34 protein-coding genes are annotated in these 21,411 nt (G+C 66.0%); 2 read left to right on the forward strand and 32 right to left on the reverse strand.

The genetic code is table 11. The features are described 5' to 3' along the window. Window positions 1-11 precede the first annotated feature (11 nt). The 32 genes from infA to AC069I_RS02570 form a co-directional block, all read right to left on the reverse strand. The gene (gene infA / locus AC069I_RS02415) at window positions 12-233 is read right to left on the reverse strand and encodes a translation initiation factor IF-1 (RefSeq protein WP_005166804.1); all 222 of its coding nucleotides are present in this window, start codon (window positions 231-233) and stop codon (window positions 12-14) included. Window positions 234-706: 473 nt separating this feature from the next. Continuing rightward, on the reverse strand, window positions 707-1,483 hold the full coding sequence (gene map / locus AC069I_RS02420) for a type I methionyl aminopeptidase (RefSeq protein WP_340684754.1): 777 nt from the start codon (window positions 1,481-1,483) through the stop codon (window positions 707-709). 44 nt (window positions 1,484-1,527) lie between these two features. Continuing rightward, window positions 1,528-2,082, reverse strand: coding sequence for an adenylate kinase (locus tag AC069I_RS02425; RefSeq protein WP_478264693.1), 555 nt, complete (start codon window positions 2,080-2,082; stop codon window positions 1,528-1,530). Further along, window positions 2,079-3,386 (reverse strand): preprotein translocase subunit SecY, encoded by a 1,308-nt coding sequence (gene secY / locus AC069I_RS02430; protein ID WP_034304262.1) that lies wholly within the window; start codon window positions 3,384-3,386, stop codon window positions 2,079-2,081. Before secY ends, AC069I_RS02425 begins: the two co-directional genes overlap by 4 nt. Window positions 3,387-3,693: 307 nt before the next feature. After that, entirely contained in the window at window positions 3,694-4,326 is a 633-nt protein-coding gene (locus tag AC069I_RS02435; RefSeq protein WP_478264694.1) for a LysE family translocator, read from the reverse strand. Window positions 4,327-4,376: 50 nt separating this feature from the next. Further along, entirely contained in the window at window positions 4,377-5,132 is a 756-nt protein-coding gene (locus AC069I_RS02440; protein WP_478264695.1) for a hypothetical protein, read from the reverse strand. Between the two features lie 267 nt (window positions 5,133-5,399). Continuing rightward, on the reverse strand, window positions 5,400-5,846 hold the full coding sequence (rplO, locus tag AC069I_RS02445) for a 50S ribosomal protein L15 (RefSeq protein WP_034304258.1): 447 nt from the start codon (window positions 5,844-5,846) through the stop codon (window positions 5,400-5,402). Beyond that, a complete protein-coding gene (rpmD, locus tag AC069I_RS02450; protein ID WP_007031047.1) occupies window positions 5,843-6,028 on the reverse strand; it encodes a 50S ribosomal protein L30 in 186 nt (61 codons plus the stop codon). Before rpmD ends, rplO begins: the two co-directional genes overlap by 4 nt. 1 nt (window position 6,029) lies before the next feature. Continuing rightward, complete coding sequence (rpsE, locus tag AC069I_RS02455) at window positions 6,030-6,674, reverse strand: 30S ribosomal protein S5 (protein ID WP_007031046.1); 645 nt, start codon at window positions 6,672-6,674, stop codon at window positions 6,030-6,032. 34 nt (window positions 6,675-6,708) lie between these two features. Then, complete coding sequence (gene rplR / locus AC069I_RS02460; protein ID WP_007031045.1) at window positions 6,709-7,107, reverse strand: 50S ribosomal protein L18; 399 nt, start codon at window positions 7,105-7,107, stop codon at window positions 6,709-6,711. Between the two features lie 2 nt (window positions 7,108-7,109). Continuing rightward, on the reverse strand, window positions 7,110-7,649 hold the full coding sequence (rplF, locus tag AC069I_RS02465) for a 50S ribosomal protein L6 (protein WP_034304256.1): 540 nt from the start codon (window positions 7,647-7,649) through the stop codon (window positions 7,110-7,112). A 16-nt stretch (window positions 7,650-7,665) separates the two neighbouring features. Then, on the reverse strand, window positions 7,666-8,064 hold the full coding sequence (rpsH, locus tag AC069I_RS02470) for a 30S ribosomal protein S8 (protein WP_007031043.1): 399 nt from the start codon (window positions 8,062-8,064) through the stop codon (window positions 7,666-7,668). A gap of 80 nt (window positions 8,065-8,144) precedes the next feature. Beyond that, window positions 8,145-8,330 carry a type Z 30S ribosomal protein S14 gene (locus AC069I_RS02475; protein WP_005166789.1) on the reverse strand — a complete coding sequence of 62 codons (186 nt, stop codon included), beginning with the start codon at window positions 8,328-8,330 and terminating at the stop codon, window positions 8,145-8,147. A 4-nt stretch (window positions 8,331-8,334) separates the two neighbouring features. Beyond that, window positions 8,335-8,898 (reverse strand): 50S ribosomal protein L5, encoded by a 564-nt coding sequence (gene rplE / locus AC069I_RS02480; protein WP_007031042.1) that lies wholly within the window; start codon window positions 8,896-8,898, stop codon window positions 8,335-8,337. 2 nt (window positions 8,899-8,900) lie between these two features. Then, window positions 8,901-9,215, reverse strand: coding sequence for a 50S ribosomal protein L24 (gene rplX, locus AC069I_RS02485; RefSeq protein ID WP_005166786.1), 315 nt, complete (start codon window positions 9,213-9,215; stop codon window positions 8,901-8,903). 3 nt (window positions 9,216-9,218) lie between these two features. After that, the gene (gene rplN, locus AC069I_RS02490; protein ID WP_005166785.1) at window positions 9,219-9,587 is read right to left on the reverse strand and encodes a 50S ribosomal protein L14; all 369 of its coding nucleotides are present in this window, start codon (window positions 9,585-9,587) and stop codon (window positions 9,219-9,221) included. Between the two features lie 92 nt (window positions 9,588-9,679). Further along, a complete protein-coding gene (gene rpsQ, locus AC069I_RS02495) occupies window positions 9,680-9,961 on the reverse strand; it encodes a 30S ribosomal protein S17 (RefSeq protein ID WP_007031041.1) in 282 nt (93 codons plus the stop codon). Next, on the reverse strand, window positions 9,958-10,206 hold the full coding sequence (gene rpmC, locus AC069I_RS02500) for a 50S ribosomal protein L29 (RefSeq protein ID WP_007031040.1): 249 nt from the start codon (window positions 10,204-10,206) through the stop codon (window positions 9,958-9,960). The genes rpsQ and rpmC overlap by 4 nt, the downstream gene beginning before the upstream one ends. After that, window positions 10,206-10,625, reverse strand: a complete 420-nt coding sequence (gene rplP, locus AC069I_RS02505) for a 50S ribosomal protein L16 (protein WP_005166782.1) — start codon at window positions 10,623-10,625, stop codon at window positions 10,206-10,208. Before rplP ends, rpmC begins: the two co-directional genes overlap by 1 nt. 3 nt (window positions 10,626-10,628) lie before the next feature. Further along, a complete protein-coding gene (gene rpsC / locus AC069I_RS02510; protein ID WP_340684758.1) occupies window positions 10,629-11,480 on the reverse strand; it encodes a 30S ribosomal protein S3 in 852 nt (283 codons plus the stop codon). Continuing rightward, a complete protein-coding gene (gene rplV, locus AC069I_RS02515) occupies window positions 11,480-11,896 on the reverse strand; it encodes a 50S ribosomal protein L22 (RefSeq protein ID WP_005166780.1) in 417 nt (138 codons plus the stop codon). Before rplV ends, rpsC begins: the two co-directional genes overlap by 1 nt. A gap of 29 nt (window positions 11,897-11,925) precedes the next feature. Then, window positions 11,926-12,207, reverse strand: coding sequence for a 30S ribosomal protein S19 (rpsS, locus tag AC069I_RS02520; RefSeq protein WP_003102083.1), 282 nt, complete (start codon window positions 12,205-12,207; stop codon window positions 11,926-11,928). 18 nt (window positions 12,208-12,225) lie between these two features. Continuing rightward, a complete protein-coding gene (rplB, locus tag AC069I_RS02525; protein WP_005166779.1) occupies window positions 12,226-13,059 on the reverse strand; it encodes a 50S ribosomal protein L2 in 834 nt (277 codons plus the stop codon). 16 nt (window positions 13,060-13,075) lie between these two features. Next, complete coding sequence (rplW, locus tag AC069I_RS02530; RefSeq protein WP_005166778.1) at window positions 13,076-13,387, reverse strand: 50S ribosomal protein L23; 312 nt, start codon at window positions 13,385-13,387, stop codon at window positions 13,076-13,078. Continuing rightward, window positions 13,384-14,070, reverse strand: a complete 687-nt coding sequence (gene rplD, locus AC069I_RS02535) for a 50S ribosomal protein L4 (RefSeq protein ID WP_192747829.1) — start codon at window positions 14,068-14,070, stop codon at window positions 13,384-13,386. The genes rplW and rplD overlap by 4 nt, the downstream gene beginning before the upstream one ends. Window positions 14,071-14,072: 2 nt before the next feature. Beyond that, window positions 14,073-14,723 (reverse strand): 50S ribosomal protein L3, encoded by a 651-nt coding sequence (gene rplC, locus AC069I_RS02540; protein WP_007031036.1) that lies wholly within the window; start codon window positions 14,721-14,723, stop codon window positions 14,073-14,075. A gap of 34 nt (window positions 14,724-14,757) precedes the next feature. Further along, window positions 14,758-15,063 carry a 30S ribosomal protein S10 gene (gene rpsJ, locus AC069I_RS02545; RefSeq protein ID WP_003102098.1) on the reverse strand — a complete coding sequence of 102 codons (306 nt, stop codon included), beginning with the start codon at window positions 15,061-15,063 and terminating at the stop codon, window positions 14,758-14,760. Between the two features lie 409 nt (window positions 15,064-15,472). Then, window positions 15,473-16,666: an elongation factor Tu gene (tuf, locus tag AC069I_RS02550; protein ID WP_007031035.1), complete on the reverse strand. Its 1,194-nt coding sequence runs from the start codon at window positions 16,664-16,666 to the stop codon at window positions 15,473-15,475. Window positions 16,667-16,790: 124 nt separating this feature from the next. Then, on the reverse strand, window positions 16,791-18,890 hold the full coding sequence (gene fusA / locus AC069I_RS02555) for an elongation factor G (RefSeq protein WP_034304237.1): 2,100 nt from the start codon (window positions 18,888-18,890) through the stop codon (window positions 16,791-16,793). A gap of 63 nt (window positions 18,891-18,953) precedes the next feature. After that, window positions 18,954-19,424 carry a 30S ribosomal protein S7 gene (gene rpsG, locus AC069I_RS02560; protein ID WP_007031033.1) on the reverse strand — a complete coding sequence of 157 codons (471 nt, stop codon included), beginning with the start codon at window positions 19,422-19,424 and terminating at the stop codon, window positions 18,954-18,956. Beyond that, entirely contained in the window at window positions 19,424-19,798 is a 375-nt protein-coding gene (gene rpsL / locus AC069I_RS02565) for a 30S ribosomal protein S12 (protein WP_003102113.1), read from the reverse strand. Before rpsL ends, rpsG begins: the two co-directional genes overlap by 1 nt. 377 nt (window positions 19,799-20,175) lie before the next feature. Further along, window positions 20,176-20,322, reverse strand: coding sequence for a hypothetical protein (locus AC069I_RS02570; protein ID WP_091597937.1), 147 nt, complete (start codon window positions 20,320-20,322; stop codon window positions 20,176-20,178). 171 nt (window positions 20,323-20,493) lie between these two features. Here AC069I_RS02570 and AC069I_RS02575 point away from each other — a divergent pair, with 171 nt between their 5' ends. After that, window positions 20,494-21,072: a YbaB/EbfC family nucleoid-associated protein gene (locus tag AC069I_RS02575; RefSeq protein WP_478224967.1), complete on the forward strand. Its 579-nt coding sequence runs from the start codon at window positions 20,494-20,496 to the stop codon at window positions 21,070-21,072. Then, on the forward strand, window positions 21,069-21,401 hold the full coding sequence (locus tag AC069I_RS02580) for a hypothetical protein (RefSeq protein WP_340684760.1): 333 nt from the start codon (window positions 21,069-21,071) through the stop codon (window positions 21,399-21,401). The genes AC069I_RS02575 and AC069I_RS02580 overlap by 4 nt, the downstream gene beginning before the upstream one ends. The last annotated feature ends 10 nt before the right edge of the window (window positions 21,402-21,411 follow it).

A 21,411-nucleotide genomic window follows, 5' to 3' on the forward strand; every position in this document is an offset into this window, starting at 1 on the left:
ACTCGTCGTGATCACTTGTAGCGGTAGACGATGCGACCACGTGACAAGTCGTAGGGCGAGAGCTCCACGACAACCCTGTCCTCGGGCAGGATGCGGATGTAGTGCTGCCGCATCTTGCCGCTGATGTGTGCAAGGACCTTGTGGCCGTTCTCCAACTCGACGCGGAACATCGCGTTGGGGAGCGGCTCGACTACGCGGCCTTCGACCTCGATGGCCCCGTCTTTCTTGCCCATGTCCTCCGCATTTCCTGTCGCTACACTGTGTGATCAGTCAAAGCTTGAGTGCTTGGCTGGGTGGTGCATCGGCACACTCCTGCCCGGGTCCAATGTCCGTTCGCGAGAATTCACGAGCGCGCAGGATCCGGGCGCGATGAGTACACCGACTTGACAGTGTACGCAACCCGTGTCGCGAGCCCCAAACGGGGGTGACTGTGTTAGGTGACCCCTTGAGCCCGCCTGATGCGGCCTTCCCCATCGTACGCCCTCGCCGACCTGCGTTTAGCGGGCTAAACGCGATCCGGCGGGTCCGTGACCTGCGGCATTCGGCGGGCGAGGTGCACCGATGGTGCCAGCGCGCGGACGCCTCGGCGGAAGGCCCGGGCGCTCCGCTGGCCAGCGGACGCACTTGCGTTTAGCGGCCTAACTGCGATCCGGGGGCGTACTTGCGTTTAGCGGGCTAAACGCGATCTGGAGAGTGAAGGGGGAGGTCAGGCGTCTTCGGGGGCGGTCAGCACCCACGGGCCGTCGTCGGTGATCGCGACGGTGTGCTCCCAGTGCGAGGCCCGCGAGCCGTCTGCGGTCACGACGGTCCAGCCGTCCTCGAGCTCGACGGTCTCCCCGCCACCACCGGTCAGCATGGGTTCGATCGCGAGCGCCATGCCGGTCTTGAGCCGCGGCCCCTTGCCCGGTTTGCCCAGGTTCGGCAGGAACGGGTCCATATGCATCTGGCGCCCGATGCCGTGGCCGCCGTACTCGACGATCATCCCGTACTCGACGCCGTCTTCCCGGCCGGCCTTCTCGGCCGCGGTCTGCACCGCGTGCGAGATGTCCGTGAGCCTTCCACCGGACGACACCGCGGCGATCCCTGCCCACATCGCCGCCTCGGTGGCGGCCGAGAGCGCGAGATCCGCCTTCGACACCTCGCCGATCGCGAGAGTGACCGCGGAGTCGCCGTGCCAGCCGTCGAGGATGGCGCCGCAATCCACCGAAATGATGTCGCCGTCGTTCAAGACCTGGGTCTTCGACGGGATGCCGTGCACGATCTGCTCGTTCACCGAAGCGCAGATCGACGCCGGGAAGCCGTGGTACCCCTTGAACGAGGGCACCGCACCCGCGTCACGGATCGTCTGCTCGGCGAGTTCGTCGAGATCGGCCGTGGTCACCCCCGGCTTGGCTAGCTCACGCACCGCGGTGAGAGTGCGCCAGACGACCAGGCCGGCGGCCCGCATCGCCTGAAGCTCGCCCGGGGTCTTGATTTCGATCATGCGCCCACGACGAAGCCGTTGCAGTACACGCAGTCCTCCGAGATTCACGTGCGGTCGCGCAGCGCTTCCAGCACGCGGGCGGAGATCTCGTCGACCGAGCCGACGCCGTCGACCCTGACCAGGATGTCCGAGTAGCACTCGAGCAACGGAGCGGTCTCGGACACGTAGATCTGCTGACGGCGGCGGATGACCTCTTCGGTGTCGTCCGAACGGCCGCGGGACAGCAGCCGATCGACGACGACGTCTTCCGAGACCTGGAGCTGGATGACCGCGTTGAGCTTGGCGTCGACCTCGCCGAGGATCTCACCGAGGACGTCGGCCTGCTTCGTGTTCCGGGGGAACCCGTCGAGCAGGAAACCGACCTTGGCGTCGGGTTCGGCGAGGCGCTCGCGCACCATCTCGTTCGTGACCGAGTCGGGCACGAGTTCGCCGGAATCCAGGTAGCGCTTGGCTTCCTGGCCCAGCGGCGTCTGCTCGCCCACGTGGGCGCGGAACAGATCGCCGGTCGAGATGTGCGGGATCCGGAGCTTCTCCGACAGTGCTACCGCCTGAGTACCTTTGCCCGCGCCAGGAGGGCCAACGAGAACCAGGCGCGTCACTTCAAGAACCCTTCGTAGTTACGTTGCATCAGCTGGCTTTCGATCTGCTTCACGGTGTCGAGACCGACACCGACCATGATCAGCACAGCCGTGCCGCCGAACGGGAAGTTCTGGTTGTTCCCGCTGCCGGTGACGGACAGGAAGAAGTTCGGAAGGATCGCGATGATGCCCAGGTACAGCGAGCCCGGCAGGGTGATCCGGCCGAGGACGTAGCTGAGGTACTCCGCGGTGGGTCGGCCCGGGCGGATACCCGGGATGAAGCCACCGAACTTCTTCATTTCTTCCGCACGCTCGTCCACGTTGAACGTGATCGTGATGTAGAAGTACGTGAAGAAGATGATCAACGCGAAGTACAGCAGGACGTGCGCCCAGCTGGACTGGTTGACGATGTAGTTCTGGATGAAGACCTGCCAGCCCGCGTTGCTGTTGGCGTCGCCGACGAGGCGGCTGATCAGGTCCGGCAGGTAGAGCAGCGACGAGGCGAAGATGACCGGGATGACACCGGCCTGGTTCACCTTGATCGGCAGGTAGGTCGAGGTCCCGCCGTACATGCGGCGGCCGATCATGCGCTTGGCGTACTGCACCGGGATCCGGCGCTGGCCCTGCTCGACGAAGATGACACTGGCGATGATCACCAGGCCGAACACACAGATCAGGGTGAAGACCACCGGGCCGGCGCTGCTGAGGATGTTGCCACCCTCGATCGGAATGCGGGCCGCGATGTTCAGGAAGATGAGGACGGACATGCCGTTGCCGACGCCGCGCTCGGTGATCAGCTCACCCAGCCACATCATGACGGCGGTACCGGCGGTCATCGTGATGACGATGATGGCCAGCGTGTAGACGCTGTTGTCCGGGATGATCGCGGTGTCGCACTGCGGGAAGAGCTGCTTGCGGTCGGCGAGTGCCACCACACCGGTCGCCTGCAGGATCGCGAGGGCGATCGTCAGGTACCGGGTGTACTGGGTCAGCTTGCCCTGGCCGGCTTGGCCTTCTTTCTTCAGTTCCTCGAACCGCGGGATGACCACGGTGAGGAGCTGGACGATGATGCTCGCCGTGATGTACGGCATGATGCCGGTCGAGAACAGCGACAGCTGCAGCAGCGCACCGCCACTGAACAGGTTCAGCAGCTGATAGACGCCCTCCTGCGACCCGGTCTCCGTGCATTGCTGCACGGCGGAATACGAGATGCCCGGGGCCGGGATGGTGGCACCGATTCGGTAGACCGCGACGATGGCTAGCGTGAACAGGATCTTCTTACGTAGATCCGGCGTCGCTAGAGCCGAGCGGAAGGCGCTGAGCACGCGGGGAACCTCCTCGGCGTCGTCGGCTGTCTTACCGACGATCGGCTTGGCCGGCCTGGGGCCGGCGGGAACACACAGCTTTCTGGCACAAGCCAGGAACGCTTCGGGGCACACTCGTCCCGAAGCGCGTCGCCGACTCTAACAGCTTCACGGGGCGTGTCCGCAGTGCGTGTGGGTTTTCCGGACGAAGGTTGGTCCGCGGGGTTGATCGACTGCCGCTTCTCGCTCCGGAACCTTGACAGATCGCCTTGCCGTCCCTCACTTTTCCGGCCGCCGGATCGCACTTAGCCCGCTGAACGCACCGTGATCAGGAGCCCGAAGTGGCGAGGGCGCCCGCCATGCCGAGGAGCACGACGCCGGTGCCGCGATCGACGTTGCGAGTCGCCCGGCGGGACAGCTGGAGCGACTTCACGAGCGCGCCCGCACCGACGTAGGTCGCGCCCGCCACGAACTCGGCGAGCAGGTAGACGGCGCCGAGAATCGCGATCTGGGCAGGAAAGGAGCCGTGAGCTGCGTCGATGAACTGGGGTACGAACGCCGTGAAGATGAGAATCGCCTTCGGATTCGTGATCGCGACGACGAATTCCTTCCTCGCGATCCGGAGCGCGGGTACGGATTCAGTGCCTCGCGGCGCCTGGACCAGTGCGGTGCCGCCGGCACGGAACGTCGACCACAGCAGGCGCCCGCCAATCCAGACCAGGTAGGCGACGCCGGCCCATTTGATCACTGTGAGTGCAAGCTCCGAAGCCGCGAGGAGCCGTCCAAGTCCGGCGGCGACGGCCGCGATCAGCACCGTGAATGCGGCCAATCGGCCTAACAGTCCGGCGAGCCCTTTCCAGGCCCCCTGTGTCATGCCGTGGTGCATGCCGAGCAGATTGTTCGCCCCTGGCGTAAAAGCCACGAGGACCGCCGCTCCGAAAAAGACCACCGCCCAAGTCATCGGTCACCTCCTCCCTCACCGTATCGGCGACCGCGAGCGCGTTTAGCGGGCTAATCGCGCTCTTTCGCGCCGGGGTCCGGCGGCGGCGCGAAGGCTGAATAGTCCGGAGGCTCCGGTGGGAGCACCGTCATGGAGATGCCGTCCTTCGGTGTGGGCATTTCCGTGAGAGCCGAGTCGCCACTCATCGGGACGTCTTCGTCCTGGACGCGGTGGCTCATGACCGCCGCACTCACTGCGGCGACGACCGCGGCGAAGAGGGCCCACATACCCGCTTCGAGTGTCAGGGTCACCTTGACGTCTTCTCCCAGCTGGCGCCCGCCGCTCAGCGTGGCGATGCTGCTGACGACGCCGGCGAGGAACACTGCCGCGATGGTGGTGACCCACCTGTCCATTGCACCCGGGCGTAGACGCCCGGCTGCCCGCGTACTGACGATCGTGGCCGCCAGAAGGAGCACCGCGGCGACCAGGAGCGGGATACCGAGAGGGGACGTCGACGTGGTGAAAGCAGGTTCGTTGGTCTGTGTCGCCGTCGTGTCCCACGCGCTCTGCACGAACACGATCAGGAGCTGTTCGCTGGCGTCGAAGGCGAACCGATGCTCGGTCTTGAAGAGCGGGAAGAGGCAGCCTACGAGGGTCAGGACCAGAGCCAGAGCGGCCAAGCCCGCCGCGACCAGTCTGCGGGGCTCGAGCCTGTCAGATCGCGCCGGCTCCACTAAGGGATCCATGGAGCCGGAAACCGACACGACGATCGGCGGGGCGTCCGGCTGCTGGAAGAGCTGCGGGTCCTGCCCGGGAGGTATGGCCACCTCACGATCCTTCCAGCTCAGGCACCCCTCCGCCACGCTCGCGGCCGCAGTGGCCGACCTGCGTTTAGCCCCCTAATCGCGATCTGGCGGTCGCCCAGGTGCCCGCCGCCCGGATCGCGATCAGGGGGCTAAACGCAGGTCGGCGGGAGGGCGGGGCGGAACGGGCCAGATCGCGATTAGCCCGCGAAACGCAGGTCGGCCGAGCGCAAGCGAAAGGCCCGCCGGGCGGAGCCGGGCGGGCCTTTCGGTGAAGCGAGCGAAGAAAGCTCAGAGCGTGGTGGCGGAGCCACCGGCGGCGGAGAGCTTCTCCTTGGCGGAGCCGGAGAAAGCGTCGGCGGTGACGTCCAGCTTGACGCCGTTCACGTCGCCGTTGCCGAGCACCTTCACGAGCTTGCCCTTGCGGACCAGACCGTTCGCGACGAGCTCCTCGGCGCCGACCTTGCCACCCTCCGGGAAGACGCGGGCGATGTCGCCCACGTTCACCGGCTGGTACTCGGTGCGGAACCGGTTCTTGAAGCCGCGCAGCTTCGGCAGCCGCATGTGGATGGGCATCTGCCCACCCTCGAAACCGGCGGGCACGTTCTTCCGGGCCTTGGTGCCCTTGGTACCGCGACCGGCGGTCTTGCCCTTCGAGCCCTCACCACGGCCGACGCGGATCTTGTCGCGCTTCGCGCCCGGAGCCGGACGAAGGTGGTGGATCTTGATGGCAGTCATGCCTTGACCTCCTCGACCTCCACCAGGTGGCGGACGGTGTGGATAAGGCCGCGCACCTCGGGAGTGTCATCACGCACGACGCTCTGGCGGATCTTGCGCAGCCCGAGGGTGCGCAGCGACTCGCGGTGAGCGTGCTTCGTGCCGATCTTGCTCTTGACCTGGGTCACCTTGAGCTGAGTCATGTCAGACCCCCTGGCCCGCGCGCTGGCGCAGCATCCGAGCCGGCGCGACGTCCTCGAGCGGGAGACCGCGGCGGGCCGCGACCTCTTCGGGACGCTGCAGCCCCTTCAGGGCCGCCACGGTCGCGTGCACGATGTTGATCGCGTTGTCGGAGCCGAGCGACTTCGACAGCACGTCGTGGACACCCGCGCACTCCAGCACCGCGCGCACCGGGCCACCGGCGATGACACCGGTACCGGCCGAAGCCGGACGGAGCAGCACGACACCGGCGGCTTCCTCACCCTGGATCGGGTGGGGGATGGTGCCGGCGACGCGGGGAACGCGGAAGAAGTTCTTCTTCGCTTCCTCGACGCCCTTGGCGATGGCCGCGGGAACTTCCTTGGCCTTGCCGTAGCCGACGCCGACCTGACCGTCGCCGTCACCGACGACCACCAGGGCGGTGAAGCTGAAGCGACGACCACCCTTGACGACCTTGGCGACGCGGTTGATCGTCACGACCTTCTCGAGGTGCGGGGTCTTTTCCTGGCCGGCCCCGCCACGGCCGCTGTCGCGCCGGTCACGGCGGTCGCGACGGTCATTGCGGTCGTTGCCGCCCTGCCCGCCGGGTCCACCCTGGCCACCGCCGAATTGCCGTGTACGTCCCGGCATCAGGCTTTCCTTCCATTCACGAGCATCTGCTGCATCAGAACTCCAACCCCGCCTCACGCGCGGCGTCGGCGAGCGCCGCGATGCGGCCGTGGTAGGCGTTGCCACCACGGTCGAACACCACGGTCGAGACACCGGCGTTCTTGGCGCGGGCGGCGACGAGTTCCCCGACCTTGGCGGCCTTGGCCTTCTTGTCGCCTTCCAGCGCGCGGACGTCCGCCTCGAGGGTGGACGCCGACGCCAGGGTCTTGCCGGCGAGGTCGTCGATCAGCTGCACGGCGATGTGCCGCGACGAACGCTTGACGACCAGGCGCGGACGCTGGTCCGTGCCGTTGATCTTCTTGCGAAGGCGGAAGTGCCGACGGGCCTTCGCGACGCGGCGGCGGGTCGAGATGTCCTTGCCGACCGGCTTGCGCTTCGTAGTCGTGTCGCTCATGATCACTTACCCGTCTTTCCGACCTTGCGGCGGATCTTCTCACCCTCGTAGCGCAGGCCCTTGCCCTTGTACGGGTCCGGGCGGCGCAGCTTGCGGATGACCGCGGCGATCTGGCCGACCTTCTGCTTGTCGATGCCCGAGACCGAGAACCGGGTGGGGGTCTCGACCTTGAAGGTGATGCCTTCCGGGGCCTCGATCTTCACCGGGTGGCTGTAGCCGAGGGCGAACTCGAGGTCCGAGCCCTTGGCCTGCACGCGGTAACCGACACCGTGGATCTCGAGCTTCTTCTCGTAGCCCTCGGTCACACCGACGACGAGGTTGTTGACCAGCGTCCGGGTGAGACCGTGCAGGGCACGGCTGGTGCGCTCCTCGTCGGGACGCTTCACCTCGAGCGTGCCGTTCTCAGCCTTCTCGACGGTGATCGGCTCGGCGATGGTGTGCTCAAGGGTGCCCTTGGGCCCCTTGACCTTGATCTGCTGACCTTCGATGGTCACCTCGACCCCGGAGGGGACGGCGACCGGCAGCTTTCCAATGCGTGACATGTCTTTGCCCCCTTCCTTACCAGACGTAGGCGAGGACTTCGCCGCCCACGCTGTTTCGCTTGGCCTGACGGTCGGTCTGGAGGCCGGACGACGTCGAGATGATCGCGACGCCGAGGCCACCGAGAACCGACGGCAGTTCGGTCGATTTTGCGTAGACCCGCAGGCCGGGCTTGGACACGCGGCGGAGGCCGGCGATGCTGCGCTCACGGTTGGGGCCGTACTTCAGCTCCACGACGAGGTTCTTGTGCTTCTCGCCCGGCTCATCGCGGTAGCCCGAGATGTAACCCTCGCGCTTGAGGATCTCGGCGATGTTCGCCTTGATCTTCGAGTGGGGAAGCACGACCTCGTCGTGGTACGCCGAGTTCGCGTTACGCAGACGGGTCAAGAAGTCTGCGATGGGGTCGGTCATCGTCATGGTGACCTGTCAACCTTTCTCGCCCTGGTTCCCTGCGGTACGTGCAGGGCCTGTGGCGAAGTGGGAGTTAAAAAAGACTCTTACCAGCTGGACTTGCGGACGCCGGGCAGCTCGCCCGCGTGTGCCATCTCGCGAAGGCAGATCCGGCAGAGCCCGAACTTGCGGAACACCGAGTGCGGGCGACCGCACCGCTGGCAACGCGTGTAACCGCGAACCTTGAACTTCGGCGTCTTCGCGGCCTTGTGGACCAGTGCTTTCTTGGCCATCGACTCAGTTCTCCTTGAACGGGAAGCCGAGCTTGCGAAGCAGCGCGCGGCCCTCGTCGTCGGTGTTGGCGGTGGTGACGACAGTGACGTCCATACCGCGCGGGCGGTCGATGGCGTCCGGGTCGATCTCGTGGAACATGGACTGCTCGTTGAGACCGAACGTGTAGTTGCCGTTGCCGTCGAACTGCTTCGGCGAAAGCCCGCGGAAGTCACGGATACGCGGCAGCGCGATGGTCAGCAGCCGGTCGAGGAACTCCCACATCCGGTCGCCGCGCAGCGTGACGCGCGCGCCGATCGGCTGGCCCTCACGCAGCTTGAACTGCGCGATGGACTTACGAGCCTTGCGAACCTCGGGCTTCTGCCCGGTGATCGCGGCCAGGTCGCGGATGGCGCCTTCGATCAGCTTGCTGTCACGGGCGGCGTCACCGACACCCATGTTCACGACGACCTTGACGACGCCCGGGATCTGGTGGACGTTCTCGAAGGAGAACTCCTGCTGGAGCTGCCCCTTGATCTCCTCGCGGTACCGCACCTTGAGGCGCGGGGCGATCTTCTCTGCGGTGGTCATGATCAGATGTCCTTACCGTTCCGGCGCGAGACCCGGACCTTCTTGCCGTCCTCGCCGATGCGGTAGCCCACCCGGGTCGGCTTGCCGTCGGAGTCGACGACCATCACGTTCGAGACGTGGATGGGCGCTTCCTGCGTGACGATGCCGCCGGACTGCGCGCCGCGCTGGGTCTGGGAGATCCGCGTGTGCTTCTTGATCCGGTTCACGCCCTCGACCAGCACGCGCTCGCGCTCGGGGTAGGCCTGGATGACCTTGCCCTTGGCACCCTTGTCCTTGCCGGCGATGACGACGACCGTGTCGCCCTTCTTCACCTTCATGCTCTACAACACCTCCGGCGCGAGCGAAATGATCTTCATGAACTTTCGGTCGCGCAGCTCGCGGCCGACCGGCCCGAAGATGCGGGTGCCGCGGGGCTCATTGTCGTTCTTGATGAGCACAGCAGCGTTCTCGTCGAAGCGGATGTAAGAACCGTCCGGACGACGGCGCTCCTTGCGCGTGCGAACGATGACCGCCTTGACGACGTCACCCTTCTTCACGCCGGCGGCCGGCATGGCGTCCTTCACGGTGGCGACGATGATGTCGCCGATGCCCGCGTAGCGCCGCCCCGAGCCACCGAGAACGCGGATGCAAAGGATTTCCTTCGCGCCCGTGTTGTCGGCAACCCGAAGCCGCGACTCCTGCTGGATCACGTCTACTCCTGTATGTCGCGCTGGTTCTCGCGTTCATCTTTCGATGTTTCAGCCGCGAGCCTTGCGGAACTAAGGGACTCAGAGAGCCCTACTTACTTGGCCTTCTCCACGATCTGCACCAGACGCCAGCGCTTGGTCGCCGACAGCGGGCGGGTCTCCATCAGGGTGACCCGGTCGCCCACGCCCGCCTCGTTGTTCTCGTCGTGCACCTTGACCTTGCTGGTGCTGCGGAGAACCTTGGCGTAACGACGGTGCTTCTTGCGGTCTTCGAGCTCGACCACGATCGTCTTGTTCATCTTGTCCGAGACGACGTAACCCTCACGGACCTTGCGGTCGTTGCGGGGGGCCGCCTCAGCGTTGGGCTGCTCGCTCATGCGGCACCTTCACTCTCGGCGTCAGGGGAAACGGACAGGCCGAGTTCACGCTCGCGCATGACCGTGTAGATCCGCGCGATGTCCGTACGGACGGTGCGCAGACGGCGGTTGTTGTCGAGCTGTCCGGTCGCCATCTGGAAGCGGAGGTTGAAGAGCTCCTCCTTGTATTCCTTCAGACGCAGAACGAGCTCTTCCGCGGTGAGCTCACGCAGCTCCGATGCCTGGGCGGCACCTGCCTTCGCCATCAGAACTCACCACCTTCACGGGTCACGATGCGGCACTTCATGGGCAGCTTGTGGATCGCGCGACGGAGCGCCTCGCGGGCGGTCTCCTCGTTCGGGAACGAGATCTCGAACATCACGCGGCCCGGCTTCACGTTGGCGATCCACCACTCGGGCGAACCCTTACCGGAACCCATGCGGGTTTCCGCCGGCTTCTTGGTCAGCGGGCGGTCCGGGTAGATGGTCGTCCACACCTTGCCGCCACGCTTGATGTGACGCGTCATGGCGATACGAGCGGACTCGATCTGCCGGTTGGTCACGTAGCTGTGCTCAAGCGCCTGGATGCCGTACTCGCCGAAGTTCACCTTCGTACCGCCCTTGGCGGCACCGTGGCGCTTCGGGGAGTGCTGCTTCCGGTGCTTGACCCTGCGCGGGATGAGCACGTGTCAGCCCTCCGTCTTTTCTGCAGTCTCAGCAGCCGGGGCCTCGGTGGCCGCGGGGGCGGCGTCGTCGCTCTTGGCGGCGGCGGCAGCCCGACCGGCTTCGGTCGAGGTCGGCGTCGTGCCCGACGAGCCGGAACGGCGCGGTCGGGACGGACGGTCACCACGGTCACGGCGCGGGGCACGCTCGGCGGCCGCGGCGGCGTCACGCGCCTCCTTGGCCTTGAGGCCACCCACGAGCTCGCCCTTGTAGATCCACACCTTCACGCCGATGCGACCGAACGTCGTCTTGGCCTCGAAGAAGCCGTAGTCGATGTCGGCACGCAGCGTGTGCAGCGGGACGCGGCCATCGCGGTAGTGCTCGGAGCGGGACATCTCGGCACCGCCGAGACGACCGCCGCACTGCACGCGGATGCCCTTGACCTGCGGCGAACGCATGGAGGTCTGGATCGCCTTGCGCATCGCGCGGCGGAACGCCACACGGTTGCTCAGCTGCTCCGCGACACCCTGAGCGACGAGCTGGGCGTCGGCCTCGGGGTTCTTGACCTCGAGGATGTTCAGCTGGACCTGCTTGGCGGTCAGCTTCTCCAGCGCGCCGCGGATGCGGTCGGCCTCCGCGCCGCGACGGCCGATGACGATGCCCGGCCGGGCGGTGTGGATGTCGACGCGGACCCGGTCACGGGTGCGCTCGATCTCGACCTTGGAGATCCCGGCGCGCTCCATGCCCGTGGACAGCAGCTTCCGGATCTTGACGTCCTCGGCCACGTACTCCGCGTACTGCTTGTCGGCGTACCAACGCGACTTCCAGTCCGTGGTGATACCCAGGCGGAAGCCGTGCGGGTTGATCTTCTGGCCCACTACCGGCCACCTGCCTTCTTCTTGCCCTGTGCCTTCTTGGCCTCGGCCTTCGGACGCGACTCCACCTCGACGGTGATGTGGCTGGTCCGCTTGCGGATCCGGTACGCGCGGCCCTGGGCCCGCGGACGGATGCGCTTGAGGGTCGGGCCCTCGTCGGCGTAGGCGTTCTTGACCCAGAGGGTGTCCGGGTCGAGATCGAGGTTGTTTTCGGCGTTGGCCACGGCGCTGGCGAGCACCTTCGCGACCGGCTCGCTTGCCGCCTGCGGGGCGAACTGGAGCACGGCCAAGGCGTCGGCGGCGCTACGTCCCTTGATCAGCTCGATCACCCGGCGCACCTTGGTAGGCGAGTCCCGGACGAAGCGAGCCCGCGCGTAAGCCGTCGGCAGAGCCTCGGCCACGTCGTTCTGGGCGTTCATCGCTAGCTTCCTTGTTCTCTCGTGCCCGCTCAGCGGCGGCGCGACTTGCGGTCGTCCTTGATGTGGCCCTTGAAGGTCCGAGTCGGCGCGAATTCGCCCAACTTGTGACCCACCATCGCCTCGGTGACGAACACCGGGACGTGCTTGCGGCCGTCGTGCACAGCGATCGTGTGACCCAGGAAATCCGGGATGATCGTGGAGCGACGCGACCACGTCTTGATCACGGTCTTCTTGCCCGACTCGTTGAGAGCGTCCACCTTCTTGAGCAGGTGGTCGTCCACGAAGGGGCCCTTTTTGAGGCTACGTGGCATGTTCTTCTACCTCCCTGCTCAGCGCTTCTTGCCGGTACGCCGGCGGCGGACGATCATGGCGTCGGAGGCCTTGCGGCGGCGGGTGCGGCCTTCGGGCTTTCCGTTCGGGTTCACCGGGTGGCGACCACCGGAGGTCTTACCCTCACCACCACCGTGCGGGTGGTCGACCGGGTTCATGACGACACCACGGACGGTGGGGCGCTTGCCGCGCCAGCGGTTACGGCCCGCCTTGCCCCAGTTGATGTTGGAGTGCTCGGAGTTGCCGACCTCGCCGATGGTGGCGCGGTTGCGCACGTCGACGTTGCGGATCTCGCCCGACGGGAGACGAAGCTGGGCGTACGGCCCGTCCTTCGCCACCAGCTGCACCTTGGCACCGGCGGACCGCGCCATCTTCGCGCCGCCACCGGGGCGGAGCTCGATCGCGTGGATCACGGTGCCGACCGGGATGTTGCGCAGCGGCAGGTTGTTACCCGGCTTGATGTCGGCACGGGGGCCGTTCTCGACCGTGTCACCCTGCTTGAGCTTCTCCGGGGCGATGATGTAGCGCTTCTCGCCGTCGGCGTAGTGCAGCAGCGCGATACGAGCGGACCGGTTGGGGTCGTACTCGATGTGCGCGACCTTGGCGGGAACGCCGTCCTTGTCGTTCCGGCGGAAGTCGATCAGCCGGTACGCACGCTTGTGGCCACCACCCTTGTGCCGGGTGGTGATCTTGCCGCTGGAGTTACGGCCGCCGGACTTGCTCAGCGGACGCAGCAGCGACTTCTCCGGGGTGGACCGAGTGATCTCGGCGAAGTCGGAGACGCTGGAACCGCGACGACCCGGGGTCGTCGGCTTGTACTTGCGGATGCCCATGTGTCAGCTCAGTCCTTTACGCGGTGGGTCCGCCGAAGATCTCGATCGGCTTGCTCTCAGCCGAAAGAGTCACGATGGCGCGCTTGGTGTCCTTGCGCTTGCCGAAGCCGGCGCGAGTCCGCTTACGCTTGCCCTGGCGGTTGGCCGTGTTGACGCTGACCACCTTGACGCCGAACACCTTCTCGACCGCGATCTTGATCTGGGTCTTGTTGGCGTCCGGGCGGACGATGAACGTGTACTTGTGGTCCTCGAGCAGCCCGTAGGACTTCTCGGAGATCACCGGCGCGAGCAAGATGTCGCGGGGATCGGGGATGGCGATCGCACTCACTGCTCGTCACTCCCTTCAACCTCGCTCGACCGAGCCGAAGCCTTCGCGCCCTTGCCCCGGACGGGGCCGGCGACGAACACGTCGTAAGCGGCCTTGGTGAACACCACGTCGTCGTTGACCAACACGTCGTAGGTGTTGAGCTGGTCGGGCGTGATGATGTGGACCTCGGCCAGGTTGCGCACGGAGTTCCAGCCCAGCTCGTCGTCGCGGTGCAGCACCACGAGAACGCGCTTGGCCTGGGTCACCGCGGCGATGGCGGCCTTGGCGGACTTGGTGGACGGCTTCTCGCCGGTCACCAGTTCGGTGATGACGTGCAACTGTCCGGCACGGGCCCGGTCGGAGAGGGCGCCACGCAGAGCGGCGGCCTTCATCTTCTTCGGGGTCCGCTGGGTGTAGTCGCGCGGCGTGGGGCCGTGGACGACACCACCGCCGACGAACTGCGGCGCACGGGTCGAACCCTGGCGGGCGCGGCCGGTGCCCTTCTGGCGGTACGGCTTCTTGCCACCACCGCGGACTTCACCGCGGGTCTTGGTGTCATGCGTGCCCTGGCGGGCGGCGGCCAGCTGGGCCACCACGACCTGGTGCATGAGGGGCACGTTGGCCTGCACGTCGAAGATCTCCGAGGGGAGCTCGACCGTGCCGTCGGCTTTACCGGCCGGGGTCTTCAGCTCGACGCTGGTCATGTTCAGTTACCACCCTTCGCGGCGCTGCGAACGAACAGCAGGCCGCCCTTGGGACCGGGCACGGCGCCCTTGATCAGCAGCAGGCCGTCCTCGGCACGCACCGCGTGCACGGTCAGGTTCTGCGTGGTGACCCGGTCGTTGCCCATCCGGCCCGCCATGCGCAGGCCCTTGAAGACACGGCCCGGGGTGGCGCAGCCACCGATCGAGCCGGGCTTGCGGTGCACGGCCTGGGCACCGTGGCTCGCGCCCTGGCCCTTGAAGCCGTGACGCTTCATGACACCGGCGTAGCCCTTGCCCTTGCTGGTACCGGTCACGTCGACCTCGATACCGGCCTCGAACACCTCGGCGGTGATCTCCTGGCCGACCTCGTAGGTCTCGGCGTCGGTGGTACGCAGCTCCGCAAGGTAACGACGCGGGGTCACGCTCGCCTTGTCGAAGTGGCCGGTGCGCGGCTTGTTCACCCGGCGCGGGTCGACCGCGCCGAAAGCCAGCTGCACGGCCTTGTAGCCGTCGTTCTCCTGGGTCCGAACCTGGGTGACCACGTTCGGCCCGGCCTGGACGACGGTCACCGGGACGACCCGGTTGTTCTCGTCGAAGACCTGGGTCATGCCGAGCTTGGTGCCCAGGATGCCCTTCACTTGCCTGTCAGACATGAGTCTCTTACTCTCCGCCGCTCGCCAGCCGCTGCTACTGGATGTTGACGTCGACGCTCGCCGGCAGGTCGATGCGCATGAGCGCGTCGACCGTCTTCGGCGTCGGGTCGAGGATGTCGATCAGACGCTTGTGCGTGCGCATCTCGAAGTGCTCGCGTGAGTCCTTGTACTTGTGCGGCGAGCGGATGACGCAGTAAACGTTCTTCTCGGTGGGCAGCGGCACCGGCCCGACAACACGGGCGCCGGTGCGCGTGACCGTCTCGACGATCTTGCGCGCCGAGGTGTCGATCGCCTCGTGGTCGTAGGCCTTGAGCCGGATGCGGATCTTCTGTCCCGCCATGGTGGCTGCTCGTTCCTTGTCGTCTCGTGCCGCTTTTGTCTTTTCAAACCTCAGTCTGACTGAGGTTTTCCCAGTTCAACGGCCCTGTCCCCGGTCCACGCGGTCGGGCGTGTCGAGCCCGACGCACAGACGGATCCCGCGGGATCTTCGTCTTGCCTGGTCTTCCTCAACGTGAGGAGGCATCGAGCCGGCGGAAATGCTTGATCGCCGTCTCAAACGCCCTTGCCCGCTAGCCTCACCCGAAGGAAGTGCTCCGCGGACCGTGGCCGCTCATACCAGGGCGGCCGGAACCCGTTTTCCGAAGAAGTACGAGTTCGGCCGCCCCAGGACGAGCAACCTGAATAGTGTCGCACACGTGATTTGACGCCTTGAACCCGGGGGTGTATCAGACCCCCGGGTCGGCGTTAAATCACTTGATGATCTTGGTGACCTGGCCGGCGCCCACGGTCCGTCCACCCTCACGGATGGCGAAACGCAGACCCTCGTCCATGGCGACCGGCTGGATCAGCACGACGCTGATGTCCGTGTTGTCGCCCGGCATGACCATCTCGACACCCTCCTTGAGGGTGACGACGCCGGTCACGTCCGTGGTACGGAAGTAGAACTGCGGGCGGTAGTTGTTGAAGAACGGGGTGTGACGGCCACCCTCGTCCTTCGACAGGATGTAGACCGAGCCCTCGAACTCCGTGTGCGGGGTGGTGGTGCCCGGCTTCACGACGACCTGGCCGCGCTCGACGTCCTCGCGCTTGATACCGCGGACCAGCAGACCGACGTTGTCGCCGGCCTCACCCTGGTCGAGCAGCTTGCGGAACATCTCGACACCGGTGACGGTGGTCTTGGTCGACTTCTCCTTGATGCCGACGATCTCGACCTCTTCGTTCACGTTGACGCGGCCACGCTCGATACGGCCGGTCACGACCGTGCCACGGCCGGTGATCGTGAAGACGTCTTCGATCGGCATCAGGAACGGCTTGTCGAGCTCGCGCACCGGGTCCGGCACGTTCTCGTCGACGGCTTCCATCAGCTCGAGAACGCTCTCGCCCCACTTGGCGTCGCCCTCGAGGGCCTTCAGGCCGGAGACCTTGATGACCGGAGCGTCGTCACCCGGGAAGTCCTGGGAGGACAGCAGCTCGCGGACCTCGAGCTCGACGAGCTCCAGGATCTCCTCGTCGTCGACCATGTCGGCCTTGTTCAGCGCGACCACGATGTAGGGCACGCCGACCTGCTTCGCGAGCAGCACGTGCTCACGGGTCTGCGGCATCGGGCCGTCGGTCGCCGCGACCACGAGGATCGCGCCGTCCATCTGCGCCGCACCGGTGATCATGTTCTTGATGTAGTCCGCGTGACCGGGGGCGTCCACGTGGGCGTAGTGACGCTTCTCGGTCTGGTACTCGACGTGCGAGATGTTGATCGTGATACCGCGCTGCTTCTCTTCCGGCGCGTTGTCGATCTGGTCGAACGCCGAAGCGGTGTTCAGCTCGGGGTACTTGTCGTGCAGAACCTTGGTGATCGCCGCGGTCAGAGTGGTCTTACCGTGGTCGACGTGACCGATGGTCCCGATGTTGACGTGCGGCTTGGTCCGCTCGAATTTCGCCTTCGCCACTGGAATGTCCTCCTGGACTGTTTTGCTTACTCACCGGCCAACGTGGCTGTCGGACGGGGATTCGTTTCTTGACGGATGCTGCGGACGTTCAGGAGTGTTCCTTATGCCCGCGAGCGGACGGGAACTACTCCCCCGTCGCCTTCGCGATGATTTCCTTCGCGACGTTCGCGGGAACCTCGGCGTAGGAGTCGAACACCATGGAGTAGTTGGCACGTCCCTGCGTACGCGAACGCAGGTCGCCGACGTAACCGAACATCTCCGACAGCGGGACCAGTGCCTTGACGACACGGGTACCGGCGCGCTCCTCCATGGCCTGGATCTGGCCACGGCGGGAGTTGAGGTCGCCGATCACATCGCCCATGTAGTCCTCGGGCGTGGTGACCTCGACGGCCATCAGCGGCTCGAGGATGACCGGACCGGCCTTCTTCGCGGCTTCCTTCATCGCCATGGAGCCGGCGATCTTGAAGGCCATTTCCGAAGAGTCGACCTCGTGGTACGCGCCGTCCAACAAGGTGAACTTCAACCCGACGAGCGGGTAGCCGGCCAGCACGCCGTACTGCATGGCGTCCTGTGCGCCCGCGTCGACCGACGGGATGTACTCCCGCGGCACGCGACCACCGGTGACCTTGTTGTCGAACTCGTAGAGGGCACCGTCGGTGGACTCGAGCGGCTCGAGCTTGACGATGACCTTCGCGAACTGACCGGAACCACCGGTCTGCTTCTTGTGCACGTAGTCGAGCTTCTCGACCGTCTTGCGCACCGTCTCGCGGTAGGCGACCTGCGGCTTACCGATGTTCGCCTCGACTTTGTAGTCGGACTTCATGCGGTTGACCAGCACCTCGAGGTGCAGCTCGCCCATACCTGCGATGATCGTCTGGCCGGTGTCCTCGTCCAGGTTGACCTGGAACGTCGGGTCCTCTTCGGCCAGCTTCTGGATCGCCAGGGACAGCTTCTCCTGGTCGGCCTTGGTCTTCGGCTCGATCGCGACGCGGATGACCGGCGCCGGGAACGTCATCGACTCGAGGACGACCGGGTTCTGCGGGTCGGCGAGGGTGTCACCGGTGGTGGTGTCCTTCAGGCCGATGACCGCGTAGATGTGGCCCGCCTGGGCCTCGTCCACCGGGTTCTCCTTGTTGGAGTGCATCTGGAAGAGCTTCCCGATGCGCTCCTTGCGCTCCTTGGTGGCGTTGATCAGCTGCGCGCCGGAGGCGACCTTGCCCGAGTACACCCGGATGTAGGTCAGCTTGCCGAAGAACGGGTGCGCGGCGATCTTGAACGCCAGAGCGGAGAAGGGCTCCTCGGTCGACGGCTTGCGCGACACGACGGTCTCGCCGTCGGGCAGCGTGCCCTCGACGGCCGGCACGTCCAGCGGCGACGGAAGGTAGTCGATGACCGCGTCGAGCATGGGCTGGACGCCCTTGTTCTTGAACGCGGAACCAGTGAGCACCGGGTACGCCTCGCGGTTCACGGTGAGCTTCCGGATACCGGCCTTGATCTCGGCCTCGGTCAGCTCCTCGCCCTCGAGGAACTTCTCCATCAGGGAGTCGTCGGTCTCGGCGATGGCCTCGACCAGCTTCTCCCGGTACTCGGCCGCCTTGTCGGCGAGCTCGGCCGGGATCTCCTCGACGGCGTAGTCCTCGCCCTTCTGGACCTCGCCGCGCCAGGTCAGCGCCTTCATGCGGACCAGGTCGACGACGCCTTCGAACTCGTTCTCGGCGCCGATCGGCAGCTGGATGACCAGCGGGCGGGCGCCGAGGCGCTCCTCGATGGTGCGGACGGTGAAGTAGAAGTCCGCGCCGAGCTTGTCCATCTTGTTGACGAAGCAGATACGAGGAACCTCGTACTTGTCCGCCTGACGCCAGACCTGCTCGGACTGCGGCTCGACACCCTCTTTGCCGTCGAAGACGGCGACGGCACCATCGAGCACGCGGAGCGAACGCTCCACCTCGACGGTGAAGTCGACGTGGCCCGGGGTGTCGATGATGTTGATCTGGTGATCGGCCCAGAAAGTGGTGGTGGCAGCCGAGGTGATGGTGATACCCCGCTTCTGCTCCTCCTCCATCCAGTCCATGGTGGCGGCGCCATCGTGGACTTCACCGATCTTGTAGTTGACCCCGGTGTAGAACAGGATCCGCTCGGTGGTGGTGGTCTTACCGGCGTCGATGTGGGCCATGATGCCGATGTTGCGGACCTTGTTCAGGTCGGTCAGCACTTCACGTGCCACGAGAGTGTTCCCCTGTCTCAAAATTGGGGCCCGGCAAGGCTTTGATCGGCAGCCGGGCGGACATCACCAGCGGTAGTGCGCGAAGGCCTTGTTGGACTCGGCCATCTTGTGCGTGTCCTCGCGCCGCTTCACGCTGGCGCCGAGGCCGTTGCTCGCGTCGAGGAGCTCGTTCTGCAGACGCTCGATCATGGTCTTCTCGCGACGAGCCTGCGAGAAAGAGACCAGCCAGCGAAGCGCGAGCGTGGTGGAGCGTCCCGGCTTGACCTCGATCGGCACCTGGTAGGTGGCACCACCGACGCGGCGGCTCTTCACCTCGATGGTGGGCTTCACGTTGTCGAGGGCGCGCTTCAGCGTGACGACCGGGTCGGTGCCGGTCTTCTCGCGAGCACCTTCGAGGGCGCCGTAGACGATGCGCTCGGCCAGGGACCGCTTGCCGTCCTTCAGCACCTTGTTCACCAGCTGGGTGACCAGCGGGGATGCGTAGACGGGGTCAGAGATCAGCGGCCGCTTCGGGGCCGGACCCTTGCGGGGCATTAGCTCTTCTCCTTCTTCGCGCCATACCGGCTGCGCGCCTGCTTACGGTTCTTGACACCCTGGGTGTCGAGCGAACCGCGGATGATCTTGTAACGGACACCCGGCAGGTCCTTCACACGACCACCGCGCACGAGCACCATCGAGTGCTCCTGCAGGTTGTGGCCTTCACCGGGAATGTAGGCGGTGACCTCGATGCCGCTGGTCAGCTTCACACGAGCGACCTTGCGAAGCGCCGAGTTCGGCTTCTTGGGGGTTGTGGTGTACACGCGAGTGCACACGCCACGCCGCTGCGGGCTCCCCTTGAGGGCCGCGGTCTTCTGCTTGGCAGCCTTGTCCTGGCGGCCCTTACGGACCAGCTGCTGGATCGTGGGCAATGGACCAGCTTTCTGTTCGCGATCTTGCTACTACGTGTTGTCTCCGGCCCCCGCGGTCGGGCGTGTCGGCCCGCGTCACGGTCTCGCGACCGGTAACTTCCCGTAGGGATTTTCCGTCGGATCCCGCGTGGGCGAAGCCTTCGGACCGGATGCCTGAGCACCCCGTCCATGCCGCACGGCACACGGGACGGCCCGACGCCTGCCGGGCACGGTCTCCAAAGATACCCGGCCACTTCCGGACCGGCCAAATCGGGGGGTCGATAACTATATCGTGCCGGGCGTCATGCCGCGGCGACCCTGATGGAACGGCGTTTCGGGCCGGTTCTCCACCCCCGGCCCCGCCATCGCCCTCACCGGACGCGCTGCGCGCCCGGCCTTCATTCCTCGTCGGGCTTGGCGTGGTCCGCCCGGCCCGGATGCGGGTCCCGGGAGAGATCGATCAACGGATGCACGGGTGCCCCCTCCGGCGCCGCGTGACTCCCCCGCCTGGGTTCTTCGCTGCTTTCCTTCTGCTCGGCGTCCACGACGCCTCCCCTCGTCCGTACTGATACCGCCCTGCTCGGCGGACCACGCTACCTATATCCCCTATCGGGTGAGCCGGATGGATCCGGAAAGCACGCCATCGCGTCAGACCCGTGAATAGGTCACGATGGCCGCGGTGATAGCGGTCACACGCACTTGCACGGGGAGGCTCCATGTCGGCCGAGTTCGAACAGCTGGTCGCCGAGTTCGAGAAATTCCAATCCAAGATCAAACAGGCCGAGACGCAGTTCGCGAAGGTCGGCGAGATGCAGGGCGAACTGGCGGAACTGGAGTCGGTGGCGACATCGCCGGACCGCTCGGTCACCGTCGTCGCGGGGCCCGGCGGGTCCGTGAAGGACATTCGTCTCAGCCCGGAAGCCCTTCGGCAGCAGCCACAACAGCTCGCCGCCGCCATTCTGTCCACTTTGCACACCGCGGTGGCCGACGCGGCACGGAAGCAGGCGGGGATCGTCGACGCGCAGTTCGGCGGAGCCTTCCATCTGAACGTCGAAGAACAGGTCCTCGAAGCCCAAGCGGAAGCGCTGGGAACCACGGCGGACGATCTGCGGTCTCAGATGTCGGAGGAGCCACCACAGAACACCGCGCGCCGCCCTCGGAACGAAGACGACTTCAGCGAGGAGACGGTGCTCCGGCGGTCGGACGAACCGACTCCCGGGCCGGCGCCGTCCGGCGGGAACTCGGCCGGTGACCAGTTCCTCAAGAACCTGTTCGACGAGGAGGATCACCGATGACCGGACCAGGCGGGCACGCGGTCAAGACGCAGGCCTTGACCGACTACGCCAACAAGCTCGGCTATTACAAGGACGAGGCCGGCAAATTCGGCGATCTCGTCGACCAGGCGGACGTCACGGACAAGTCGTGGGGCCTGATCGGGCTCGCGGTGAAGCAGACCTACACCGGCAAACTCGCCGACCTGCGTGAGCTGCTCGAGCTGATGAAGACCGGGGTCGACTCGTTCTCCGGGAAGATGACCCAGGCGGCGTCGATCTACAACGGCTTCGAAAACGACGCGACGATCACCCTGGGGAAGTACGAAGCCAAGATCGACGGACCGAAGTGAGCTGGGGGAC

Source organism: Amycolatopsis sp. NPDC043885, from assembly GCF_056435685.1.